Source organism: Chloracidobacterium thermophilum B, assembly GCF_000226295.1.
GTDB classification, from domain to species: domain Bacteria; phylum Acidobacteriota; class Blastocatellia; order Chloracidobacteriales; family Chloracidobacteriaceae; genus Chloracidobacterium; species Chloracidobacterium thermophilum.
This window is the reverse complement of the sequence record NC_016024.1, coordinates 2,297,330-2,315,794: the sequence shown is the minus strand read 5'-3', so window position 1 is coordinate 2,315,794 and position 18,465 is coordinate 2,297,330. Positions and strand designations below refer to the sequence as shown.

General features: G+C 60.0%; 16 protein-coding genes and 1 tRNA gene. 11 read left to right on the top strand and 6 right to left on the bottom strand.

The features are described from left to right. Positions 1-19 precede the first annotated feature (19 nt). Both CABTHER_RS09565 and CABTHER_RS09560 read right to left on the bottom strand, forming a co-directional pair. Positions 20-2,086: an alpha-ketoacid dehydrogenase subunit alpha/beta gene (locus CABTHER_RS09565; RefSeq protein WP_148264073.1), complete on the bottom strand. Its 2,067-nt coding sequence runs from the start codon at positions 2,084-2,086 to the stop codon at positions 20-22. Between the two features lie 218 nt (positions 2,087-2,304). Then, a complete protein-coding gene (locus tag CABTHER_RS09560) occupies positions 2,305-3,771 on the bottom strand; it encodes a DASS family sodium-coupled anion symporter (protein ID WP_014100433.1) in 1,467 nt (488 codons plus the stop codon). A 174-nt stretch (positions 3,772-3,945) separates the two neighbouring features. On the opposite strand from CABTHER_RS09560, the gene CABTHER_RS09555 reads away from it, so the two are divergent. Beyond that, positions 3,946-5,091, top strand: a complete 1,146-nt coding sequence (locus CABTHER_RS09555) for an acyl-CoA dehydrogenase family protein (RefSeq protein ID WP_014100432.1) — start codon at positions 3,946-3,948, stop codon at positions 5,089-5,091. A 94-nt stretch (positions 5,092-5,185) separates the two neighbouring features. Here the strand turns inward: CABTHER_RS09555 and CABTHER_RS09550 are convergent, their stop codons facing one another. Further along, the gene (locus CABTHER_RS09550) at positions 5,186-5,821 is read right to left on the bottom strand and encodes a hypothetical protein (RefSeq protein ID WP_014100431.1); all 636 of its coding nucleotides are present in this window, start codon (positions 5,819-5,821) and stop codon (positions 5,186-5,188) included. A gap of 56 nt (positions 5,822-5,877) precedes the next feature. Next, complete coding sequence (locus CABTHER_RS09545) at positions 5,878-6,486, bottom strand: thiamine phosphate synthase (RefSeq protein WP_014100430.1); 609 nt, start codon at positions 6,484-6,486, stop codon at positions 5,878-5,880. Positions 6,487-6,643: 157 nt separating this feature from the next. Here CABTHER_RS09545 and CABTHER_RS09540 point away from each other — a divergent pair, with 157 nt between their 5' ends. Continuing rightward, the gene (locus CABTHER_RS09540) at positions 6,644-7,186 is read left to right on the top strand and encodes a NifU family protein (protein WP_041569832.1); all 543 of its coding nucleotides are present in this window, start codon (positions 6,644-6,646) and stop codon (positions 7,184-7,186) included. A gap of 72 nt (positions 7,187-7,258) precedes the next feature. On the opposite strand, the gene CABTHER_RS09535 is transcribed toward CABTHER_RS09540, so the two are convergent. Further along, a complete protein-coding gene (locus CABTHER_RS09535) occupies positions 7,259-7,783 on the bottom strand; it encodes a TlpA family protein disulfide reductase (RefSeq protein ID WP_014100428.1) in 525 nt (174 codons plus the stop codon). 197 nt (positions 7,784-7,980) lie between these two features. Then, complete coding sequence (locus CABTHER_RS09530) at positions 7,981-9,042, bottom strand: homoserine dehydrogenase (protein ID WP_014100427.1); 1,062 nt, start codon at positions 9,040-9,042, stop codon at positions 7,981-7,983. Between the two features lie 107 nt (positions 9,043-9,149). On the opposite strand from CABTHER_RS09530, the gene CABTHER_RS09525 reads away from it, so the two are divergent. The 9 genes from CABTHER_RS09525 (at position 9,150) to CABTHER_RS09495 (ending at position 18,410) form a co-directional block, all read left to right on the top strand. Then, positions 9,150-9,223, top strand: a tRNA-Val gene (locus CABTHER_RS09525). A 315-nt stretch (positions 9,224-9,538) separates the two neighbouring features. Beyond that, positions 9,539-9,835, top strand: a complete 297-nt coding sequence (locus CABTHER_RS09520; protein WP_041569193.1) for a nucleotidyltransferase family protein — start codon at positions 9,539-9,541, stop codon at positions 9,833-9,835. Continuing rightward, positions 9,832-10,176, top strand: coding sequence for a HepT-like ribonuclease domain-containing protein (locus CABTHER_RS09515; RefSeq protein WP_014100425.1), 345 nt, complete (start codon positions 9,832-9,834; stop codon positions 10,174-10,176). The genes CABTHER_RS09520 and CABTHER_RS09515 overlap by 4 nt, the downstream gene beginning before the upstream one ends. A 283-nt stretch (positions 10,177-10,459) precedes the next feature. Next, entirely contained in the window at positions 10,460-10,753 is a 294-nt protein-coding gene (locus CABTHER_RS09510; RefSeq protein ID WP_014100424.1) for a nucleotidyltransferase family protein, read from the top strand. After that, entirely contained in the window at positions 10,750-10,989 is a 240-nt protein-coding gene (locus CABTHER_RS17630) for a HepT-like ribonuclease domain-containing protein (RefSeq protein WP_014100423.1), read from the top strand. Before CABTHER_RS09510 ends, CABTHER_RS17630 begins: the two co-directional genes overlap by 4 nt. Further along, the gene (locus CABTHER_RS17625) at positions 10,979-11,104 is read left to right on the top strand and encodes a HepT-like ribonuclease domain-containing protein (protein ID WP_014100422.1); all 126 of its coding nucleotides are present in this window, start codon (positions 10,979-10,981) and stop codon (positions 11,102-11,104) included. Before CABTHER_RS17630 ends, CABTHER_RS17625 begins: the two co-directional genes overlap by 11 nt. Positions 11,105-11,621: 517 nt before the next feature. Further along, the gene (locus tag CABTHER_RS09500; RefSeq protein ID WP_014100420.1) at positions 11,622-14,954 is read left to right on the top strand and encodes a helicase-related protein; all 3,333 of its coding nucleotides are present in this window, start codon (positions 11,622-11,624) and stop codon (positions 14,952-14,954) included. Positions 14,955-15,007: 53 nt separating this feature from the next. Then, on the top strand, positions 15,008-15,277 hold the full coding sequence (locus CABTHER_RS17805) for a nucleotidyltransferase domain-containing protein (RefSeq protein ID WP_081464829.1): 270 nt from the start codon (positions 15,008-15,010) through the stop codon (positions 15,275-15,277). Between the two features lies 1 nt (position 15,278). Then, on the top strand, positions 15,279-18,410 hold the full coding sequence (locus tag CABTHER_RS09495) for a DUF1156 domain-containing protein (RefSeq protein ID WP_228374047.1): 3,132 nt from the start codon (positions 15,279-15,281) through the stop codon (positions 18,408-18,410). Positions 18,411-18,465 lie beyond the last annotated feature (55 nt).

Below are 18,465 nucleotides of genomic sequence, written 5' to 3'. Positions count from 1 at the left end.
GGTTCATCACGGAACGGCCTCAGTATTCGGCCAGCGCCACTATGGCCCCGATGAGGTCGGGAATCTGGGGCAGGATGTAGTCTTCAAGCTGCGGCGCATAGCCGACGAAGGTATCCAGCGCCCCAATCCGCCGCACCGGAGCGTCAAGGTCGTCAAAGAGTTCTTCGCCGATGCGCGCGGCAATTTCGGCTCCGTAGCCCCAGGAAAGCGGTTCCTCGTGGGCTACGATGACGCGGTTGGTCTTTCTCACCGAAGCCACGATCGCTTCCCAGTCGTAGGGCGAAAGCGTCCGCAGGTCAATGACTTCCACGGAAATGTCATGGTCGCGTTCAACTTCCCGGGCGGCCACGAGCGCCTGCTGGACAAGCGCGCCGTAGGTCACAACGGTCAGGTCATCGCCTTCCCGGACGACCTTGGCTTTGCCAAATGGAATCATGTAGTCCGGTCCGGGGTAGATGCCCTTGTTGTAGGCCTGGCGGTACAGGTGCTTGTGTTCGAGAAAGATCACCGGGTCGTCGGCGCGGATGGCCGTCCGCAGCAGGCCGTTGGCGTCTTCGGCTGTTGAGGGAAACACCACCCGCAAGCCGGGAATGTGGGTAAAGAGCACTTCACCGGATTGGCTGTGGTAAATCGCTCCGCCCTTGAGGTAGCCGCCAATCGGCACACGTACGACAACCGGACACTTGAACGCTCCGTTGGAGCGCCAGCGCAGCAGCGCCAGCTCGTTGCGAAGCTGCATGTAGGCTGGCCAGATGTAGTCGAAAAACTGGATTTCGACGACCGGCTTGAAGCCGGCCGTGGCCAGCCCGATGGCCCGTCCGATGATATTGGCTTCGGCCAGCGGCGAGTTGTACACGCGGTCGCTGCCGTAGAGCCGTTGCAGGTTGTGCGTCACCTTGAAGACGCCGCCCTTGCCTTTGACTTCCTTGAGGTTTTCCTCGCGGCTTGCGTCGGCCACATCTTCGCCAAAGATGAGAATCCGTGGGTCGCGCGCCATTTCGTCACGGAGGCAGGCGTTGAGCAGGTCCACCATCGTGCCCGGCGTCCCTTCTGTGTTGGTACGCGGGCTGTCAAAGGCGGGTGAAGTCGGGTCCACATCCGGCGAATAGACATACCGGGTGGCCGTTTCCGGCGCTGGCTGCGGGCTGGCCAGTGCCGCATCGGCCGCCGCATTGACTTCCCGTTCGACATCGGCCCGGAGCGCTTCGAGGTCCTGTTCGGTGGCAATGCCCTCACGCAGCAGGAAGTGAGCAAAGGTTACGAGCGGATCGCGCCGGGCATCACTTTCCCGTTCGGTTGGTGTGCGGTACAGCCGCTCATCGTCCGACAGGGAATGGGAATAGGGGCGGATGACATGCGCGTGCACGAGCGCCGGGCCGCGCCGCGCGCGGGCGTAGTCCACGGCCGTCCGCATGGTCTGGTAGCTGGCCAGCAGGTCGGTGCCATCCACTTCCAGCACCAACAGGTCGGGGTAGTTGCGCACAAGTTGGGAGATGCTGCCGCCGGCCGTTTGCACTTCGACCGGCACGGAAATGGCATAGCCGTTGTCTTCAATTACATAGACGACGGGCAGCTTGAGGTTGCAGGCCGTGTTGAGGGATTCAAAAAACTCGCCTTCACTCGTCGTCCCTTCACCGGCCGAACAATAGACGACGGCATCAGGTGGGAATGTACGCCCCAACGTCCTTTCATCAAGCTGCAATCGGGCTTGCCGGTACATGGCTTCGGCACAGCCGACAGCCTGCAGAAACTGCGTTCCCGTGCAACTTGATTTCGAGACGATGTTGAGGTCCTTGTGTCCCCAGTGGGAGGGCATCTGACGCCCGCCGGAGTTGGGATCAGCCGCCGCGCCGACGGCTGCAAGCAGCATCTCCAGCGGCGTCATGCCGAGTTCGAGGCACAGCGCGCGGTCGCGGTAGTAGGCATAAAACCAGTCGTAGCCGGGGCGCAGAACCCGTCCGGCCGCGACGAGAATGGCCTCATGGCCGGCACCGCTGATCTGGAAAAAGACCTTGTTCTGGCCCTTGAGCTGGATTTCCTTGTCGTCGAGACGGCGCGACAGCACCATCGTACGGTACATCGCCATCAGGTCGGCCGGTTCGAGTCCGGCGTAGGTCGGATGAAGGACAGGTTGGGGCTGCACGAGACAATCTCCTTTGGAAAGAAATCCGGGCGTGTCGGGGAAGCACGCCGCGCCGCCGGACGACGGAGCGTAAAATGCTGTTTGTCGTTGGTTGCGCGTCGTTTTTCAAGCCCAAAAATGTAAAGTGTACGTTTTGGTACTTTTCCTTCCCCGGCCTGCCGTCACCAGTAGCCAAGGAAGCGCCACCAGAGCAGTCCCACGGTCAGCCAGATGGTCAGATTGACCACTGAGGCCACCAGTCCCAGCCGCCACCACGTACGCTGCGAGACATAGCCGGCCGCAAAGTAGATGGGGGCGGGCGTTGTTCCATAGTGGGTCAGTCCGGCGCACAGGTTTGAGGCATAGGCCAGTGCGAAAGCGGCCAGGAGCGGCGGTGTGCCAGCGGCCGTCAGAACCACCAGGAACGGCACATACATGGCCGTGGCGTGGGCGGTAATGCTGGCGAAGGCATAGTGGGCATAGAAGTAGGCAGCGAGAAGCATTAGTCCGGCCAGCGGCCACGCCCATCCCGCCGCACTGCCGGCGACAACCTGCGCGAAGCGGTCGGTCAGCCCGGTTTCGCCCAAGGCTTCAGCGAGCCGGACCAGCCCGCCGTACCACAGGAAGACATCCCAGGCGAAGCGTTCGCCGGTTACATCTTCCCAAGTGAGGACGCCGGTCAGCAGCAGCGTTCCGACGCCGATCAGCGCCACGCTGGTGTAGTTGAGCAAGCCTTCGAGTCCGAGACTGCGCAGCAGGGCCGCAAAAACGGGGACTGTCGGCACCAGCCACAACCCGATGACGATCACGAATATGCCGGCGAGTATCCATTCGGCGCGGCTCATGGGCCCGAGGTGTGCCAGTTCGTCCTGTGCCAGGCGGGTGGCATCCGGCGTGTGGGTGATCTCCGGCGGAAACAGGCGGTAGAGCAACAGCGGCACCACCGCCAGCGAAATGAGCGCCGGGACGCTGCCGCCGACAAACCAGCCACCGTAGGTCAAATCCACATTGGCGGTCGTTTTGGCCAGCCGGGCGATGAGGATGTTCGAGGCCTGCCCGGTCAGGAACAGGGCGCAGGCAATGACTTCGCACTGATAGACCATCATCACCAGGAAAGCGCCCAGGCGACGCGCCGTGGGTCCGGGGTGCGAGTCGTACGCTTCAGCGACGCTCTTGACGATGGGAAACAGCACGCCGCCAGCGCGCGCGCCATTCGATGGAATGACGGCTGCCAACGTGACATCCGTGGCGACGAGCGCGTAGCCCAGGCCCAGCGTCCGGCGGCCCATGGCCCGAATGAACCAGAAGGCCAGCCGCCGCCCGAAGCCGGTGCGCGTCATGGCACGCGCCATCAGACACGCCGCCAGCACGAGCCAGACCGTGGGATCGCCGTAACCGGCCAGCGCCGACTTGGGCGGTAGCGCGCCAGTGACGGCCACTGCCATCACGCCCAGCAGCACAACGAGTCCGCCCGGGGCCGGCTGCACGATGAGTCCCGTGATGACGGCGGCGAAAACCGCGGCCAGAGGACGGGTGTTCGGGGCGAGATCGGTCGGAGTCAACGCCCACGCCAGACTTCCGACGCCAAGGGTTGCCAGCCAGCGCCACCAGCGCGCCGGACGTTGGGAATCGGGGGCAGGCTGCGTCATGAACCTCTGGTGTCCGCTTCTGCTTCCGGCTCGGCCGGGGTTGTTCTGGATGGTGTTTTAGCTTATCGTTGAATAAGGTTTTTTTATAGAGCCGAAGCCGTGTGGGGTGGCTTCGGCTGGGTGTTCGTTTCTTTCCGCCGGTCGTCGGCAACAAGGAGTCAGACCATGGGCGTTATGCATCTGGACCTCACCGAAGAACAGTCCCGGATCAAGTTTTCCGTTCGGGAATTTGCGGAAGCCGAAATTGCCCCCCACGTGATGGCGTGGGATGAGCCGCAGCAGTTCCCTTTGGAACTCCAGCCAAAGCTGGCGGAAATGGGGCTGATGGGCATCATCATCCCTGAAGCTTATGGCGGGGCAGGTTTGGGTTACATCGAGTATGCCACCATTATCGAGGAGCTGGCACGGGTGGACCCGTCCGTGGCGCTGGGGGTTGCTGCCCACAACTCGCTAGGGACGAATCACATTTTCATGGCCGGCACAGAAGCGCAGCGGGAGACGTTCGTCACGCCGCTGGCGCGTGGTGAAAAGCTGGGCGCATGGGCGTTGACCGAACCCGGTTCCGGCAGTGACGCCGCCGGATTATCCACCACGGCCGTGCGGCAGAACGGGCATTTTGTTCTCAACGGCAACAAAAACTTCATCACTCACGCAAGCTATGCCGACACGTGCGTTGTGTTGGCAAGCACGGACCGGTCAAAGGGGACGCATGGGATTTCAGCCTTCATTGTCCCGACGGACACGCCGGGCTTTGTGCGGGGCAAAAAGGAAAACAAGCTCGGCATGCGCGCTTCCGACACGGCCAGCCTGGCTTTTGTGGATATGAAAGTGCCGGCCGAAAACCTGCTCGGCAGGGAAAACGAAGGTTTCGTGGATGCGCTCAGGATTCTCGACGGCGGGCGCATCTCCATTGCTGCCCTGTCGGTTGGCATTGCTCAGGGGGCGTATGAGGCGGCCCTGCGCTATGCCCGGGAACGCTATGCCTTCGGGCGTCCGATTGCCGAGTTTCAGGCCATTCAGTGGAAGCTGGCCGATATGGCGACCCAGATTGAGGCCGCCCGCCTGCTGACCTGGAAAGCGGCGGCAATGAAGGATGCCGGCAGGCGTACGACGAAAGAATCCGCCATGGCCAAGATGTACGCTTCAGAAATGGCTGTCAAAGTGGCGGAAGAAGCCATCCAGATTCACGGCGGCTACGGCTACACGAAAGACTATCCGGCCGAGAAGTTCTGGCGCGATGCCAAACTCTGCACGATTGGCGAGGGAACATCTGAAATTCAGCGCCTCGTCATTGCGCGTGAGATACTGCGGCAGCCGTAACCAGGACCGGACCGGGCCCGTAGGGCCGGTGTCCGTGGGGACAGTTGGCCGTGGGAGTAGGGGCGGTTGGCCAACCGCCCCTACGTTTTGGCATTCAGGGGAAAATGGCCCACCAGTCTTCGCAAAACGAAGGTTTGCCCTGGGTGTCACAGAGCGGATACTTCGGGTGGCTGACTCCACCTTCCGATTCGCCGGCAAACGTCGGGACGATTTCCCGTGACCAAGTTTCGCCCCCCAGAAGCTGGGCCTGCTCAACGACGAAAACCAGCTTCAGCTCCCTGTCTGGATACTTCTTGCAGAAAGGCTCAAGTGGCAGTCCGTAGTCGGACGTTCCGAGAAGGTTGACAAAGTCCTCAAGGCGCGACTTCTCCTGCAGTGATTCAACGATGCTGACCGGCAGCCGGCGGGCTGTTGCGCGCCCTTCTTCCAGCAGCCTGTCCGTCTGAAGGTCAAAGAGCAGCCATTTGAGTTGCAGGGTTGAAATGTACTTCCCGGTGCGGTTGTGGGTTACAAGAAAAGCCGCCGCGTAGGGTTGGGCCGTCTGTGCCACCCCCCAGACGCGCACGGCTGCCTGACCACTGCCGGTCAAGGTATCCGGCACAGGCATGACCGAGCCGGTTTGTGAGGGCGTGGCGCTACCGGTACGCTCACCCTCCTGGGCACCGACGGGCGTCGCCACCATCAGGGAAAATGCCAACCACACCACAAAACTGAACAGACGGAATGCCATGGTTATTTTCTCCTTGGATGAGATGTGGATGAAATGTCATCACAATTGTTGTCCCGTCAAGTGTCAGGACTGGAGCTGGCGAGAAAATCATTGGCAAAGGCGCGAATGGCGGCGATGCCGGCAGCGCCGGCCTGCCGTACGTGTGCTGCCTGGTCGGGGCCGATCCCGCCCAGTGCGAAGAGCGGCAGGGAAGTCGTCCGTGCCAGTTCGGCAAAGGCTTCCAGCCCCAGAACCGGTTTGTCTCCCGACGGAAAAACGGGGCCGCACACGGCAAAGTCGGCGAAGCCTTCCGCTTCCGCAATTTCGCAGCGGCTGTGGGTTGAGACGGCGATAAGAAAGCCCGACGGAACACACTGCCGGACAACCCTTGCCGGCAGCGACTGCGTGGTGAGGTGAACACCATGGGCCCGGGCAGCCAGGGCGACATCGAAGCGATCATTGACCAACAGTCTGGTTCGGGTTTCAGCCAGAGCGGCGGCCATCGCCGCTGCCACTTCGGTGAGCTGGCGCACCGGCCAGTCCTTTTCCCGCAACTGAAGGTAGTCTATGCCTTCCCTGGCGGCGAAGCGGGCCAGCGCCACGAGGCGCCGTACAGCTATCGCTTCGGTGTAGGGTTCGCCTTCCCGGAACAGACGGCGGCGGTCAGTGATGAGGTAGCGTTGCATAGACTATCAGCAAGGTACGTATGCGCCCGTGACGGAAATTCGGCCTACCGAAGGCGGGCGGGTTGCTTATGATGCTGGCAGAGACCACGCGCGTTGTCGGGCAGATATGTTCTGTCTGGCCCAGTGGTCAGACCTTGTTGTTCAGGACTGTGTTGCTATGCCAAAGATTTATGACATTGAGTACACGCCCAATCCGGCAGCCCGGAAAATCGTACTCAAGGAACCCATTACTGCGCCGGGCGTTTCGCTTAGTTTTTCCAACCTTCAGGATGCGGCAGCCCATCCTTTGGCCGAGGCGTTGCTGGCTATTCCCCACGTAAAGAGCGTCTTTATGATGGACCGCTTCATCACCATCACCAAAGACAATGAAGTGGAGTGGGATGAGTTGTTGCGTCAGGTGGCGATTCCCATCCGTGCGGCGGAGCCGGTCAGTGTGAGTGCGCCGGCTGCGCCGAACATCAAGCGGGGGGAAAATCCCGACCTTGACCGAATCAACGACATTCTGGACGCCCGGATTCGTCCGGGGCTGGCAGGGGATGGTGGCGGCCTGGAGGTCATCAGTTACAAAGACAACACGCTGGCCGTCCGTTACCAGGGAGCATGTGGCAGTTGTCCGAGTTCGATTTCCGGCACGCTGTATGGCATTCAGAGCATCCTGCGGGATGAGTTTAACCCGGAGATAACAGTTATCGCTGTTTGATGATGGGATTTGGTCATTGCCGGTCAGCGCGTTGCGCCCGGCCGGTGATGTCCAAGGAGCGAAGCCGTGAGGTTAGCGTATGCGGTCAAGGGCCTGGCAGACGAGCCGGGCACGTTCGGGTGAGACGCCGCCGCGTACGATGGTGGAAATGCGCCCCTGGCGGTCAATGACCACTACGTTACAGACTTCGCTTTGGCAACGGTACATGTCGGCAATCGCGCCGCCCCAGTCGAGAAGGACGCTTTTGGGCGCGCGGCTGCGCAGTTGGCTCCGAATGATGGGACGGATCGGCGCCGGCACGCCGCGCAGGATGGCGATGCCCTGAATCTCGATGCTGTCGCCGTAGCGTTGGTACAGTTCCCGCACCCAGGGTTCAATTTGTTCCGAACCGCCACGGTCGCCAAGCATAAGCACCAGCGGTTTGTCCGTTGGGAAAGCAATTGTACGGGGACGGTTGTACTGGTCGGTGAGCGTAAAGGACTGGGATTGTCCGCCAATGAGGTTGTCAGCGGTAGGAACGCCAGCGTGTGCCGTCCGGCTCGGTATGAAGCTAAGAAGTGCTGCCAGTAAAAGCCAAGCCGCTGCCTTGCGAACCATCGTGGAAGTCAGTCCTCCTCTACGTCTGGAATCCTGTCTTGCCCGAATAATGGGTTGAATCCACGGCAAAAACATAGCGAAAGCCGACGTTCGGGCAGTGAACGTAAGCTTACGAAGCGAAGCCATCCGCGAACGTTGCCTGGCAGCAGCCATACGCTTTGGCTGGAAAGCGTACCTTGCACGGCATTGGACCGGGATTATTCGGGCAGGACGTCAGGTGCGATAGAGAGAATATCGCGCAGCATGGCGGCGGCGGTTCCAAGGGGGCCGTCTTCCATGCTGAAGGCTGCCGTCCGTCCGAAAATATCGCTGTGATAGACGATGCCGGCTTCCTGCATACCCAGACGCGCCAGCGGGTGGTGGGCTGGAACAGCCGTTGGGCGGACGCTCAGGGCATAGCGGCCATCGGCTCCGCGTTCGGCCCGGGCCAGAAGAATGAGATTGCCGCCGTTATGCCGGGCCTGCCGGATGTCATCCGGGGTGATGTGCGTGATGCCTTCCACAGCAATGTCGGAAAGGCGCGTGGGTTGGCGCAGGACGGCATTGGCCAGAATGAGCAGCTTGTTGGCGGCATCCCAGCCCTCGACATCGAGGGTCGGATCGGGTTCGGCAATGCCGATGCGCTGCGCTTCCGCCAAGGCTTCGGCGTAGGTTTTTCCTTCCCCCATCATGGTCAGCATGACCTGGGTTGTGCCGTTGAGGACGGCTTCAAGTGTGGTGATTTCGCCGCCGGCCAGGTCGCGCCAGCCAACGTTGACACTGGGGAGCGCTCCGGCCACTGCACCGCTGAAACGCAACCGTGGCGCACGGCGGTTGCCGGACCAGTCGCTAAGTCGGGCCAGTTCATCGAAGGCGACGACGAGCGCGCCTTTGCTTGCCATGACGACGTGCATCCCGCGTTGGAGGGCCGCGCGCACGAGGTCGAGTCCCGGCTGTCCGGTCTGGATGTCGGTTGGGGTGGCTTCCAGTAGCAGGTCGGCGGGCAGTTGCCGGACGGCAGTCAGCATGTCCGTGACGTGGAGGTTGCCGCCGGCCAGTGTGACGACGCCCTGGCGGCGGCGTTTGGCTTCCACAATGGCGGCGGGGTCCAGCCCCTGTTCACTGACGAGGCAGCCTGAAGTATCGGCCACGGCGACGAACTGAAGGGTCAGTCCGTAGCGTTCGCGCAGGAGCGTGGTGCGGCTGGGGAGCATTTCCAGAAAGGTACGCCCGATGTTGCCCAGTCCGGTCAGGATGCAGCGCAGGGTTCGTGTTTGCATAAAGGGTTATGTATGCAGTGGTGGGATGGCGTGCCTGTGCGCTGGTTTGTATCGGTTGAATTGACGTTGGCGCAAGAGTTTGTTAGGGTCTGGGGCCTTCGTTGCGGGGGCGGTTAGTCTCAGTTGGTAGAGCACTCGCTTCACACGCGAGGGGTCACAGGTTCGAGTCCTGTACCGCCCACTCCAGCTTTCCTGCACAGCCAGTGGATTCAGTCCTTCCCACCGGGCCAAGCTGTACTCGGAACGTGGGGGGCTGTTGAAAGCCAGACAGAATCAGTCATCAGTCGGCGCGCGGAGACGTAGAGGACACATCCTGCCTATGCGTTTTGACACGATGGCGCTCCGATGTGCTCTCTTTTGAGCGCAGTTTTGAGCGCCAAGCGCTGCCAATGGTATGGGATTACGGAGAAGTAAACCCGTTCAGCGAAGCGCGAGGCAGTTGTGCTTGAGGTTCTTGCTCACCTTGGCAACATTCCGTCGGGGGAAGGTGGTAGCGATGGCTGGGGACGTGCAGAGCTTGCTTCGTCAGTTGGAGGGGGTTGCGGAAGAGATACGGCGTCGCTACCGGGCCGAGATAGTGGGTATCTTCGGCTCTTATGTGCGCGGAGAGCAGCGCGAGACCAGCGACCTGGATGTGCTGGTCAGGTTTACTCCAGGAGCTACCCTCTTTGACCTGGTCGGCTTGGCCGACTTCCTTGAAGAAAGGCTGGGCATCCGCGTGGATATCGTTCCAGTGGATGCTCTCCGGGAAGAAATCCGCGATCGGGTTCTGCAAGAGGCCGTGTACTTATGAGAGACCCCACCCTTTACCTGAAAGACATCCTGGAGGCTATGGAGGCCATAGAGCGATTCACAGAAGGCATAGACGTTGAGACCTTTTGCCGGGATGACATGCGCTCCAGCGCCGTCATACGAAAGTTTGAAATCATTGGCGAGGCCGCAAAGCATATTCCCGACCCTATCAAGCACCAATACCCCGACATTCCCTGGAAAGCCATGGCTGGATTTCGGGATCGGCTTATTCACTTTTACTTTGGCATCAAGAATGATCTGCTCTGGGAAACGATTCAAAGGGAATTGCCCAGGCTTAAGCCCAAGCTGAAGCAAATTTTAGAACAATTGCAAGGGCTATGAAGTTTCTGCATGTTCAGCAAGGCTTTGCTACTGCCCTTCCATACCCGGATAACTTCTTTGATGCGTGCTGACCGACCCACCCTGTTACGACAATGTGCTTTATAGCGACCTCTCGGACTTTTTCTACGTCTGGCTCAAGCGTATGATGCTGCAAAGCTGTTTCAGAAGCCCGAATTTCTGCTGGCCGATGACCCCAGCGCAGGGAAAACGATCATGACGGGCCTGCTGCTCAAAGAGCTGAAGTATCGCGGGCCGGTACAACGCACGCTGGGAGGAAAGTAAAATGGAAAACCTTGAGCAGCTTATACAGATTCTCCGGCAGCACAAAGAAGAGCTGGCGCAAAGCTACGGGGTTCGGGAGCTTGCCATCTTCGGCTCCCATGCGCGGGGAGAGGCGACGGCAGAAAGTGACCTGGACATCCTGGTGGAGTTTGACGATCCCCCCGGCTTCTTTCGGTTCCTTCAACTGGAGCAGTACCTAAGCGATCTCTTGGGCGTGCGGGTGGAACTGGTGACGCGCCAGGCCCTCAAACCCCACATCGGCAAGTACATCCTCCAAGAGGCGTTGCCAATATGAGCCGAACCTTGAAGGACTATCTGGAGGACATGTGGAACGCGGCCGAAGAGGCTTTGGAGTTTGTGGAGGGGATGAGGCCCGAAGAATTCATCCATGATCGGAAGACCGCCAATGCAGTGATTCGTTCGCTGGAGGTCATGGGCGAGGCAGCAAAGAAGATACCGGAAGATACCGGAAGATACCCGGAGCAGGTATCCCGAAGTTCCCTGGAAGGAAATCGCAGGGATGCGCGATAAACTCATTCACGAATATCACGGTGTTGACTTGCAGATTATCTGGAAAACAGTTTCTCAGGATATTCCGCCCTTGCTTCCGGTACTGGAGCGGTTGGCCAGAGAGACCTTGCAGTGAGAGTTCTTCGACGAGGTTCAGCCAGCAAGGAAGAGCATAATGAAAGTTTTGAGCATCCCACAGGTTCACTGGGGGCAGCGACGCAACTTCCCTATCCCGACAACTCTTTCAACGCTGTGCTGACCGACCCGCCGTACTACGGCAACGTGAACCTACGCTGACCTCTCTGACTTGGTTCTACGTCTGGCTCAAGCGTAGTCTTGGTCAACAGGCCGCCTGTATTCGCCGGCGAGGATTTGAACCGTTTAGCCGGAAGCAGATATGCCGTACGTAGCAAACACGGGTACACCTGCAACGCTGAGATAGCTAGGTTTTATCGGTGTTTGCCCCTTTCAAGCCAGGTATCTGTCTGCCAGATTGATTTAGAGCAAGCCTGGTGGGCAAAGTACAAGCGATTTAGGTTGACCTGCCTTGCAGCGTGTCTCCAACTTTCGGACGCGCTTTGTGCGCTGCAAGATTGAAGACAAAAACCTGACCTGCGAACCCGAACCATTCCCCTGAAGGAGTCACAGAGCAGATGGGCGACAGTGCGCTGAAAGTTGGTGCTTTACTTGAAGGGGATTTTTGGCCTGAGCCGTTGCGCCTGCTCACGCACGAGCAGCTTGGAAGCCGTATCAGGATTAAAGCCGTTGGTACGAAGACCGAGCGATTTTATTCGCATATCCTCAGTGCGTCTGACCTGGCGCATGTAAGTGCAACGACCGAGACAGGGCGCGACTTTGGTGGACGCGGCGAAGCCTTCTTCCTCGCCATGGAAGCGCACCGTATCCGTTATGCGCAGCAGTTTGACCCACTGCTTGCGGTCAATGTCTCGCAGGTCGATCCGCTGCCACATCAGATCGAGGCTGTTTACCACTACATTCTGCCCAACCCGCGCATCCGCTTTCTGCTGGCCGATGACCCTGGTGCGGGGAAGACGATCATGACCGGCCTGCTGCTCAAGGAGCTGAAGTATCGCGGGCTGGTGCAGCGTACGCTGATTGTTGTGCCGGGCCACCTCAAAGACCAGTGGCGGCGGGAGATGAAAGAACGCTTTGGCGAAACCTTCACCGTGGTTGACCGCAGCGTCATGGATGCCTCCTGGGGCCGCAACATCTGGCAGGAGAACGCCCAGATTGTCACCTCGATGGACTTTGCCAAACAGGACGACGTGCTGGCGAGCCTGGGCGAGGCGCACTGGGACCTGGTGGTGGTTGACGAAGCCCACAAAATGGCCGCCTACCGCTATGGCGAAAAGACAACCCGTACCGGGCGCTATCGCCTGGGTGAACTTCTCTCGCGCAAAAGCAACTTTTTGCTGTTTCTGACCGCCACTCCCCATCGCGGCGACCCGGAGAACTTTCACCTTTTTCTGGAGCTTCTCCAGCCCGGGTTCTTCGCCAATCCCGAGCAGCTCCGCGAAGCGGTGCAGAACGCCGACAATCCGCTCTTCCTGCGCCGCCTGAAGGAAGACCTGAAAGACTTTGAGGGGCGACTCCTCTTCCCGCCGCGCCGGGTGGCCACAAAGACTTATCAGCTCAACGACCAGGAAAAACGCCTCTACAACGCCGTCACCGAATATGTGGAGAAGTCTTACAACAAAGCCCTGGTTGCGGATAAGCGGAACGTGGCCTTTGCCCTGCTGATCCTGCAGCGACGATTGGCCTCCAGCGTTCGGGCCGTGCGCCGCTCGCTTGAACGCCGCCGGGAGCGGCTGGAAGAACTTCTCCGGCTGGGCAGTTGGCTCGCCGAACGCGGCACGGTGGATGAGGACATGCTGGAAGATGTTCCCGAAGCCGAGCGCCTCAGGCACGAAGAAGAGCTGCTGGAACGACTCACCGCCGCCGAAACTCGCGAGGAGTTGCAAGCCGAAATCGCCACCCTGGACGATCTCATCCGCCTGGCCCGCGAAGCCGAACGGTACGAGATAGAAACCAAGCTCAACGAGCTGCGGAACGTCATGGAAGCCGAGCACATCCGGCAAACGGGCGAGAAGCTTCTGATCTTCACCGAATCGCGGGAGACGCTGGAATATCTCAAGGAGAAACTCACCGACTGGGGCTATACCGTCGTCGCCCTGCATGGCGGCCTGAACCTGGAAGCGCGCATTCGCACCGAGCATGAGTTCCGTGAGCAGGCACAGGTGATGGTCTCCACCGAGGCAGGCGGAGAGGGCATCAACCTGCAATTCTGCTCCCTGATGGTCAACTACGACATCCCCTGGAATCCTAACCGTCTCGAACAGCGCATGGGGCGCATCCACCGCTATGGTCAGCAAAAAGAGGTGCATATCTACAACCTGGTCGCCGCCGATACCCGCGAAGGCAAGGTGCTGACGGCGCTCTTCCACAAGCTTGAGCAGGTTCAGACCGCACTGGGAAGTGACCGCGTTTTTGATGTCATCGGCGAAGTCATCCCGGGCCGCAGCCTCAAGGAGCTCATCGTCGAAGCCATTACCAACCGGCGCACGCTGGAGGACATCATTGCCGAGATCGAAGCCCTGCCCGACCAGGAGGCCGTGGACCGAGCCCGGAAAGCCGCCCTGGAAGGTTTGGCGACACGCCACATTGACCTGCAGCGCGTCCTGGGCGAGGATCGGCGCGCCCGTGAAAACCGCCTGGTGCCGGAATACATCGAACGTTTCTTCGAGCGCGCCTGCCATTTTCTCAACATCCACCTCGAACGCCGCCGCGATGGCCTGTGGCGCCTGCCCAACGTGCCTTACGAAATTCACCACGTCTCACAGGAATTCAAGGATCGTTTCGGCGAGGTCTTCCGGAAGTACGGCAAACTGGCCTTCGACAAACAGACGGCTCGTCGTCAGGAGGCAGAATTTGTTGCGCCCGGTCACCCCCTGCTCGAAGCGCTGCTGGACCGCCTGCTGAGCGGGTGCGCCGAAGATGTGCGCCGTGGGGCCGTCTTTGCTGACCCAGATGGACGGATGGACGGCTGGCTTTTCTTCCTGGAGGGGGAAATCTGCGATGGCGCCAATCAGGTAGCCGGAAAGCGCATCTTTGTCATCTACCATCCCATCCAGGGAGCATTGACCTCTGTCCATCCCTCCATTCTCTGGGATTTGAAACCCGCGCAGCTCCCATCGGAGATAGGGACCATCCCGGACGAAAACGAGGCCTTGGCCTTCGCCATTGAAAAGGTCCTGGAATCCTATCGCGCGGAACTGCTCGAAGAGCGTCAGCGCCGTGCGGCTATCAAACGCAAATACGGGCTGCGTTCGCTGGAGCAGATGATTGTGGAATCCGACGCAAAACTGATTGACTACGAGACCCGCCGCGCAAAGGGCGACAACCTTCCCGACATGGAAGTGCTCAACGAACAGCGGCGAAGGGAAGAACTGGAGGGACGTAAACGGGCGCTTGAAGAAGCCATCCGCCGCGAAACCAGCCTGCTGCCCTCAACCCCAAAGGTGTTGGGTGTGGCGCGGGTTACCCCCCAACCGGCGGCCAATGGAGCCATGCGGTCTGATGCGCAGATTGAAGCCATCGGTATGCAGGTGGCCATGGCGTACGAACGGGAGCACGGGCGTGTGCCGGAAGATGTCTCAACGCAAAATCTTGGCTATGACATCCGCTCAAGGACGCCACCTACGGAAGAGAAACAGGCGGAAAGTGTGCGCTACATTGAGGTCAAAGCCCGCGCCACGACCGGCGCCATCGTGCTCACCCCCAACGAATGGCTGATGGCGCAGCGTCTGGGTAACGACTACTGGCTCTACGTTGTCGAGCATGCGGCAAGCCAGCCACGGCTCCACACCATCCAGAACCCCGCTGCTAGACTGCAACCCGAAGAGCAGGCCGAAATCGTGCGGTACGTGGTGAAAAACTGGCAGGAGGCAAGCGATGAAGACCGATGAGCTGCCCCAGTCGGTACGCCTGGCCCTGCAGGAACTCAAAGCCGCGCTGATCAATCTCTACGGCGAGCGGTTGGGGGGGCGTCTATCTCTACGGCTCGTACGCGCGCAGCGATTTCACCGAAGATTCAGACATTGATGTGCTCATCGTTCTCAAGGGTGAAGTGAAACCGGGAACCGAGATGACCAGGCTGAGTCCGCTTCTTTCAGAAATATGTCTGCGCCATGGGCTTCTTCTTTCTGTTTTCCCGGTTTCAGCCGAGAAGCACAAAGCGCGTCAGTCACCCTTTATGGTCAATGTCAGAAGGGAACAGATCGGGGTATGAAATGGAATTCCAGCCCGCTATCCAGAAAGCACGGCAATTCCTGAAGTCCGCAAAGCTCCTCAAGGATGTGCGGGGTTATGACTCATCGGCCTCAAGGTTGTACTATGCCATGTTTTATTGTGCGGAAGCTCTTCTGTTCTCCAAAGGCTTGACCTTTTCAAATCACCAGGCTGTCATTTCTGCCTTTGGTCAACATTTTGCTAAAACCAACGAAATGCCTGTCGAGATGCACCGCTGGTTGATTGATGCCTTCGAGAAATGCCAGGCGGGTGACTATGAAACCATTAGTGGACTGGAAGAAGAAGATATAGAGGGTTCTACAACCCCATGCGGAGCAATTTGTGTTGTGGACCGAAGAATATCTCAGGCATCGAGGTCTGCTGTGAATAACCAGCGTTTGATCGAAGTGGATTTCCCTCTACGCCGGGTCTCCGAGGCATCGGTACACGAGAAAACCATCCGCCACGGGCATATCTCCACGCTCCACATCTGGTGGGCGCGGCGTCCGCTGGCGGCCTCGCGTGCAACGGCGCTGGCAGCGCTTCTGCCCGATGAATCGGGACAGCGCGAGGAACTGCTGGCACTTGTGCGCGACATTGCGCCGTGGGAGGTGGTCTCGAACGGCAACGCCCCGCAGATCGAAAAAGCCCGCGAGCGTATCCGCGAGGCCTTCGGCGGACGCGCCCCGCGCGTGCTCGACCCCTTCGCCGGTGGCGGAGCCATTCCCCTCGAAGCTCTGCGCCTGGGCTGCGAAACCTACGCGCTCGACTACAACCCCGTCGCCGTGCTCCTCAACAAAGCTGTGCTGGAATACCCGCACAAGTTCGGTCAGCCCGACAGCGTCAGCAATGTGCCACTTCCGCCGCGATCTGAAGAGCACTCTCAGTCCAATTTAGAGCTGCTGGAAGTATCCGCCGAGCGCGCCGAAAGTCCTCTTCTCCAGGCTGTCTCCGCCTGGGGCAAGTGGATAGTCGAAGAAGCCCGTAAGGAATTAGAGCAATTCTACCCGAAGGACCCCGATGGTTCCATTCCCGTCGGCTACCTCTGGGCGCGCACGCTGCCCTGCCAGAACCCCGCCTGCGGCGCTGAAATCCCCCTTATGCGCCAGACCTGGCTGGCCAAAAAAGACAACAAGAAAATTGCCCTGCGCCTTATCCCGAACCGCGAAACCCGGCGCATAGATGCCCAGATTGTCGGGGCGGATGGACAGCCGCTCGACTTCGACCCCGAGGAGGGCACCGTTTCGCGTGCCCATGTCCGCTGCCCGCTCTGCGGCGGAACGATAGACGACAAGACCACCCGCCGCCTTTTCCGCGAGGGCAAATCGGGCCAGCGCCTGATGGCGGTCGTGCTCCACCATCCGAAGCGCACGGGCAAGACCTACCGCCTGCCCACCGAGCGCGACCTGGAAGCCTACCGCGCCGCCGAAACCGCACTGGAACACAAACGCGCCCGCCTCCGCGAAGAATGGGGCATCGAACCCGTGCCGGATGAGGAAATTATAACTCCCTGTCACGAAGTTGATCGTCCTCCGATGTATGGAATGCCGACATGGGGCGACCTGTTCAACGTGCGGCAGAAGTTAGCGCTCATCACCTTCGCCGACAAAGTCCGCCAAGCCCACGCCCGCATGACCGCCGCCCGCACCGACCCCGAGTTCGCCAAAGCCGTGGCGACGTATTTGGCGTTGGCTGTAGGCCGCTTATCTGATCGCAACTCTGCCCTGTGCCGTGTCATTCCGCAAACGCAAGCCATTGGCTTTACTTTCACGAGGCAGGCCTTGCCGATGTTGTGGGACTATATCGAGATGAACCCAGTCCAGCATGCGAGCGGCTGGCAAAGCCTGATTGGCGATTCGACGGGCAACCTTGCTCACTTCTCGAGCATCTCGCACACAAACCCGCTTGGCAGTGCTCATCACGCATCCGCCACGGCGCTTCCTTGGCCCGACGACCATTTTGACGCGGTGCTGACCGATCCGCCGTATTACGACAATGTGAACTACTCAGCCCTCTCGGATTTCTTCTACGTCTGGCTCAAGCGCACCATCGGCGACCTTTACCCCGACCTTTTCGCCACGCCGCTTACGCCCAAGTCCGAAGAGATGGTGGCCGATGCCAGCAAAGCGGGCGGCATGGAGAACGCCATGCGGCGGTTCGAGCAGATGCTCACCCAGGCTTTTAGCGAAATCCGCCGCGTGCTCAAACCTGATGGTGTGGCTGTTATCGTTTTTGCCCACAAGACCACGGCGGCATGGGAAACCGTCATCAACGCCCTGCTGGATGCCGGCCTGTATATGACCGCTTCCTGGCCCATTCACACCGAGATGCAGGCGCGGCTGAACGCACAAGAAACCGCATCGCTGGCTTCCTCCATCTACATGGTCTGTCGCAAACGTACTACCGACCAGACGGGCGAATTCGGCAAAGTCCGCCGTGAGATCGAGGAGCGGATCGGCCGCCGGCTGGCGCAGTTCTGGGACGCGGGAATTCGCGGGGCAGACTTTTTTATGAGCGCCATCGGTCCGGCCGTTGAGGTCTTCGGCAAGTATCAGCGCGTGGAAAAGCTCTCCGGCGAGCCGGTCACGGTGGCCGAGTTGCTGGAATATGTCCGCAAAGTGGTGAGCGAGTTTGCCCTGAAGCGCATCCTGCAATCGGCGCAACTGGGCGGTCTGGACGCTCCGACCCGCTTTTACCTGCTGTATCGCTGGACGTACAACCATGCCCGCGTCCCTTTTGACGAGGTACGCAAGCTGGCCCAGGGCATCGGTGTGGAACTTGCCACGCTCTGGGGCGAGGGCGGGCTGGTGGAGAAGCAGAAAGAATACATCCGCCTCCCGCTGCCGCTGGAACGCGCCCGCAGCCGGAACTTTGCCGGCAAGACAGGATTCGACACCCTGATTGACGCCATGCACTACGCGGTCTGGTTGTGGGAGCAGAATGAGCCGAAGAGGCTGAAGGAACACCTGGGGCTGACGTACGGTGACAACGAAGTCTTCTGGCAGGTGGCGCAGGCGATTGCCGAGGTCTTGCCCGATGGCGACAAGGAAAAGCAACTTCTGCAGGGCCTGCTCTACGGGCGGAAAAGCTACCAGAAACAGGGGACGTATCAGGCAGGTCTGTTTACCTCCTGAAGCGTCCTGAAACCGTGGCATCAGGTTGCCGTTTCTTACGGGGACATCCCGCAGG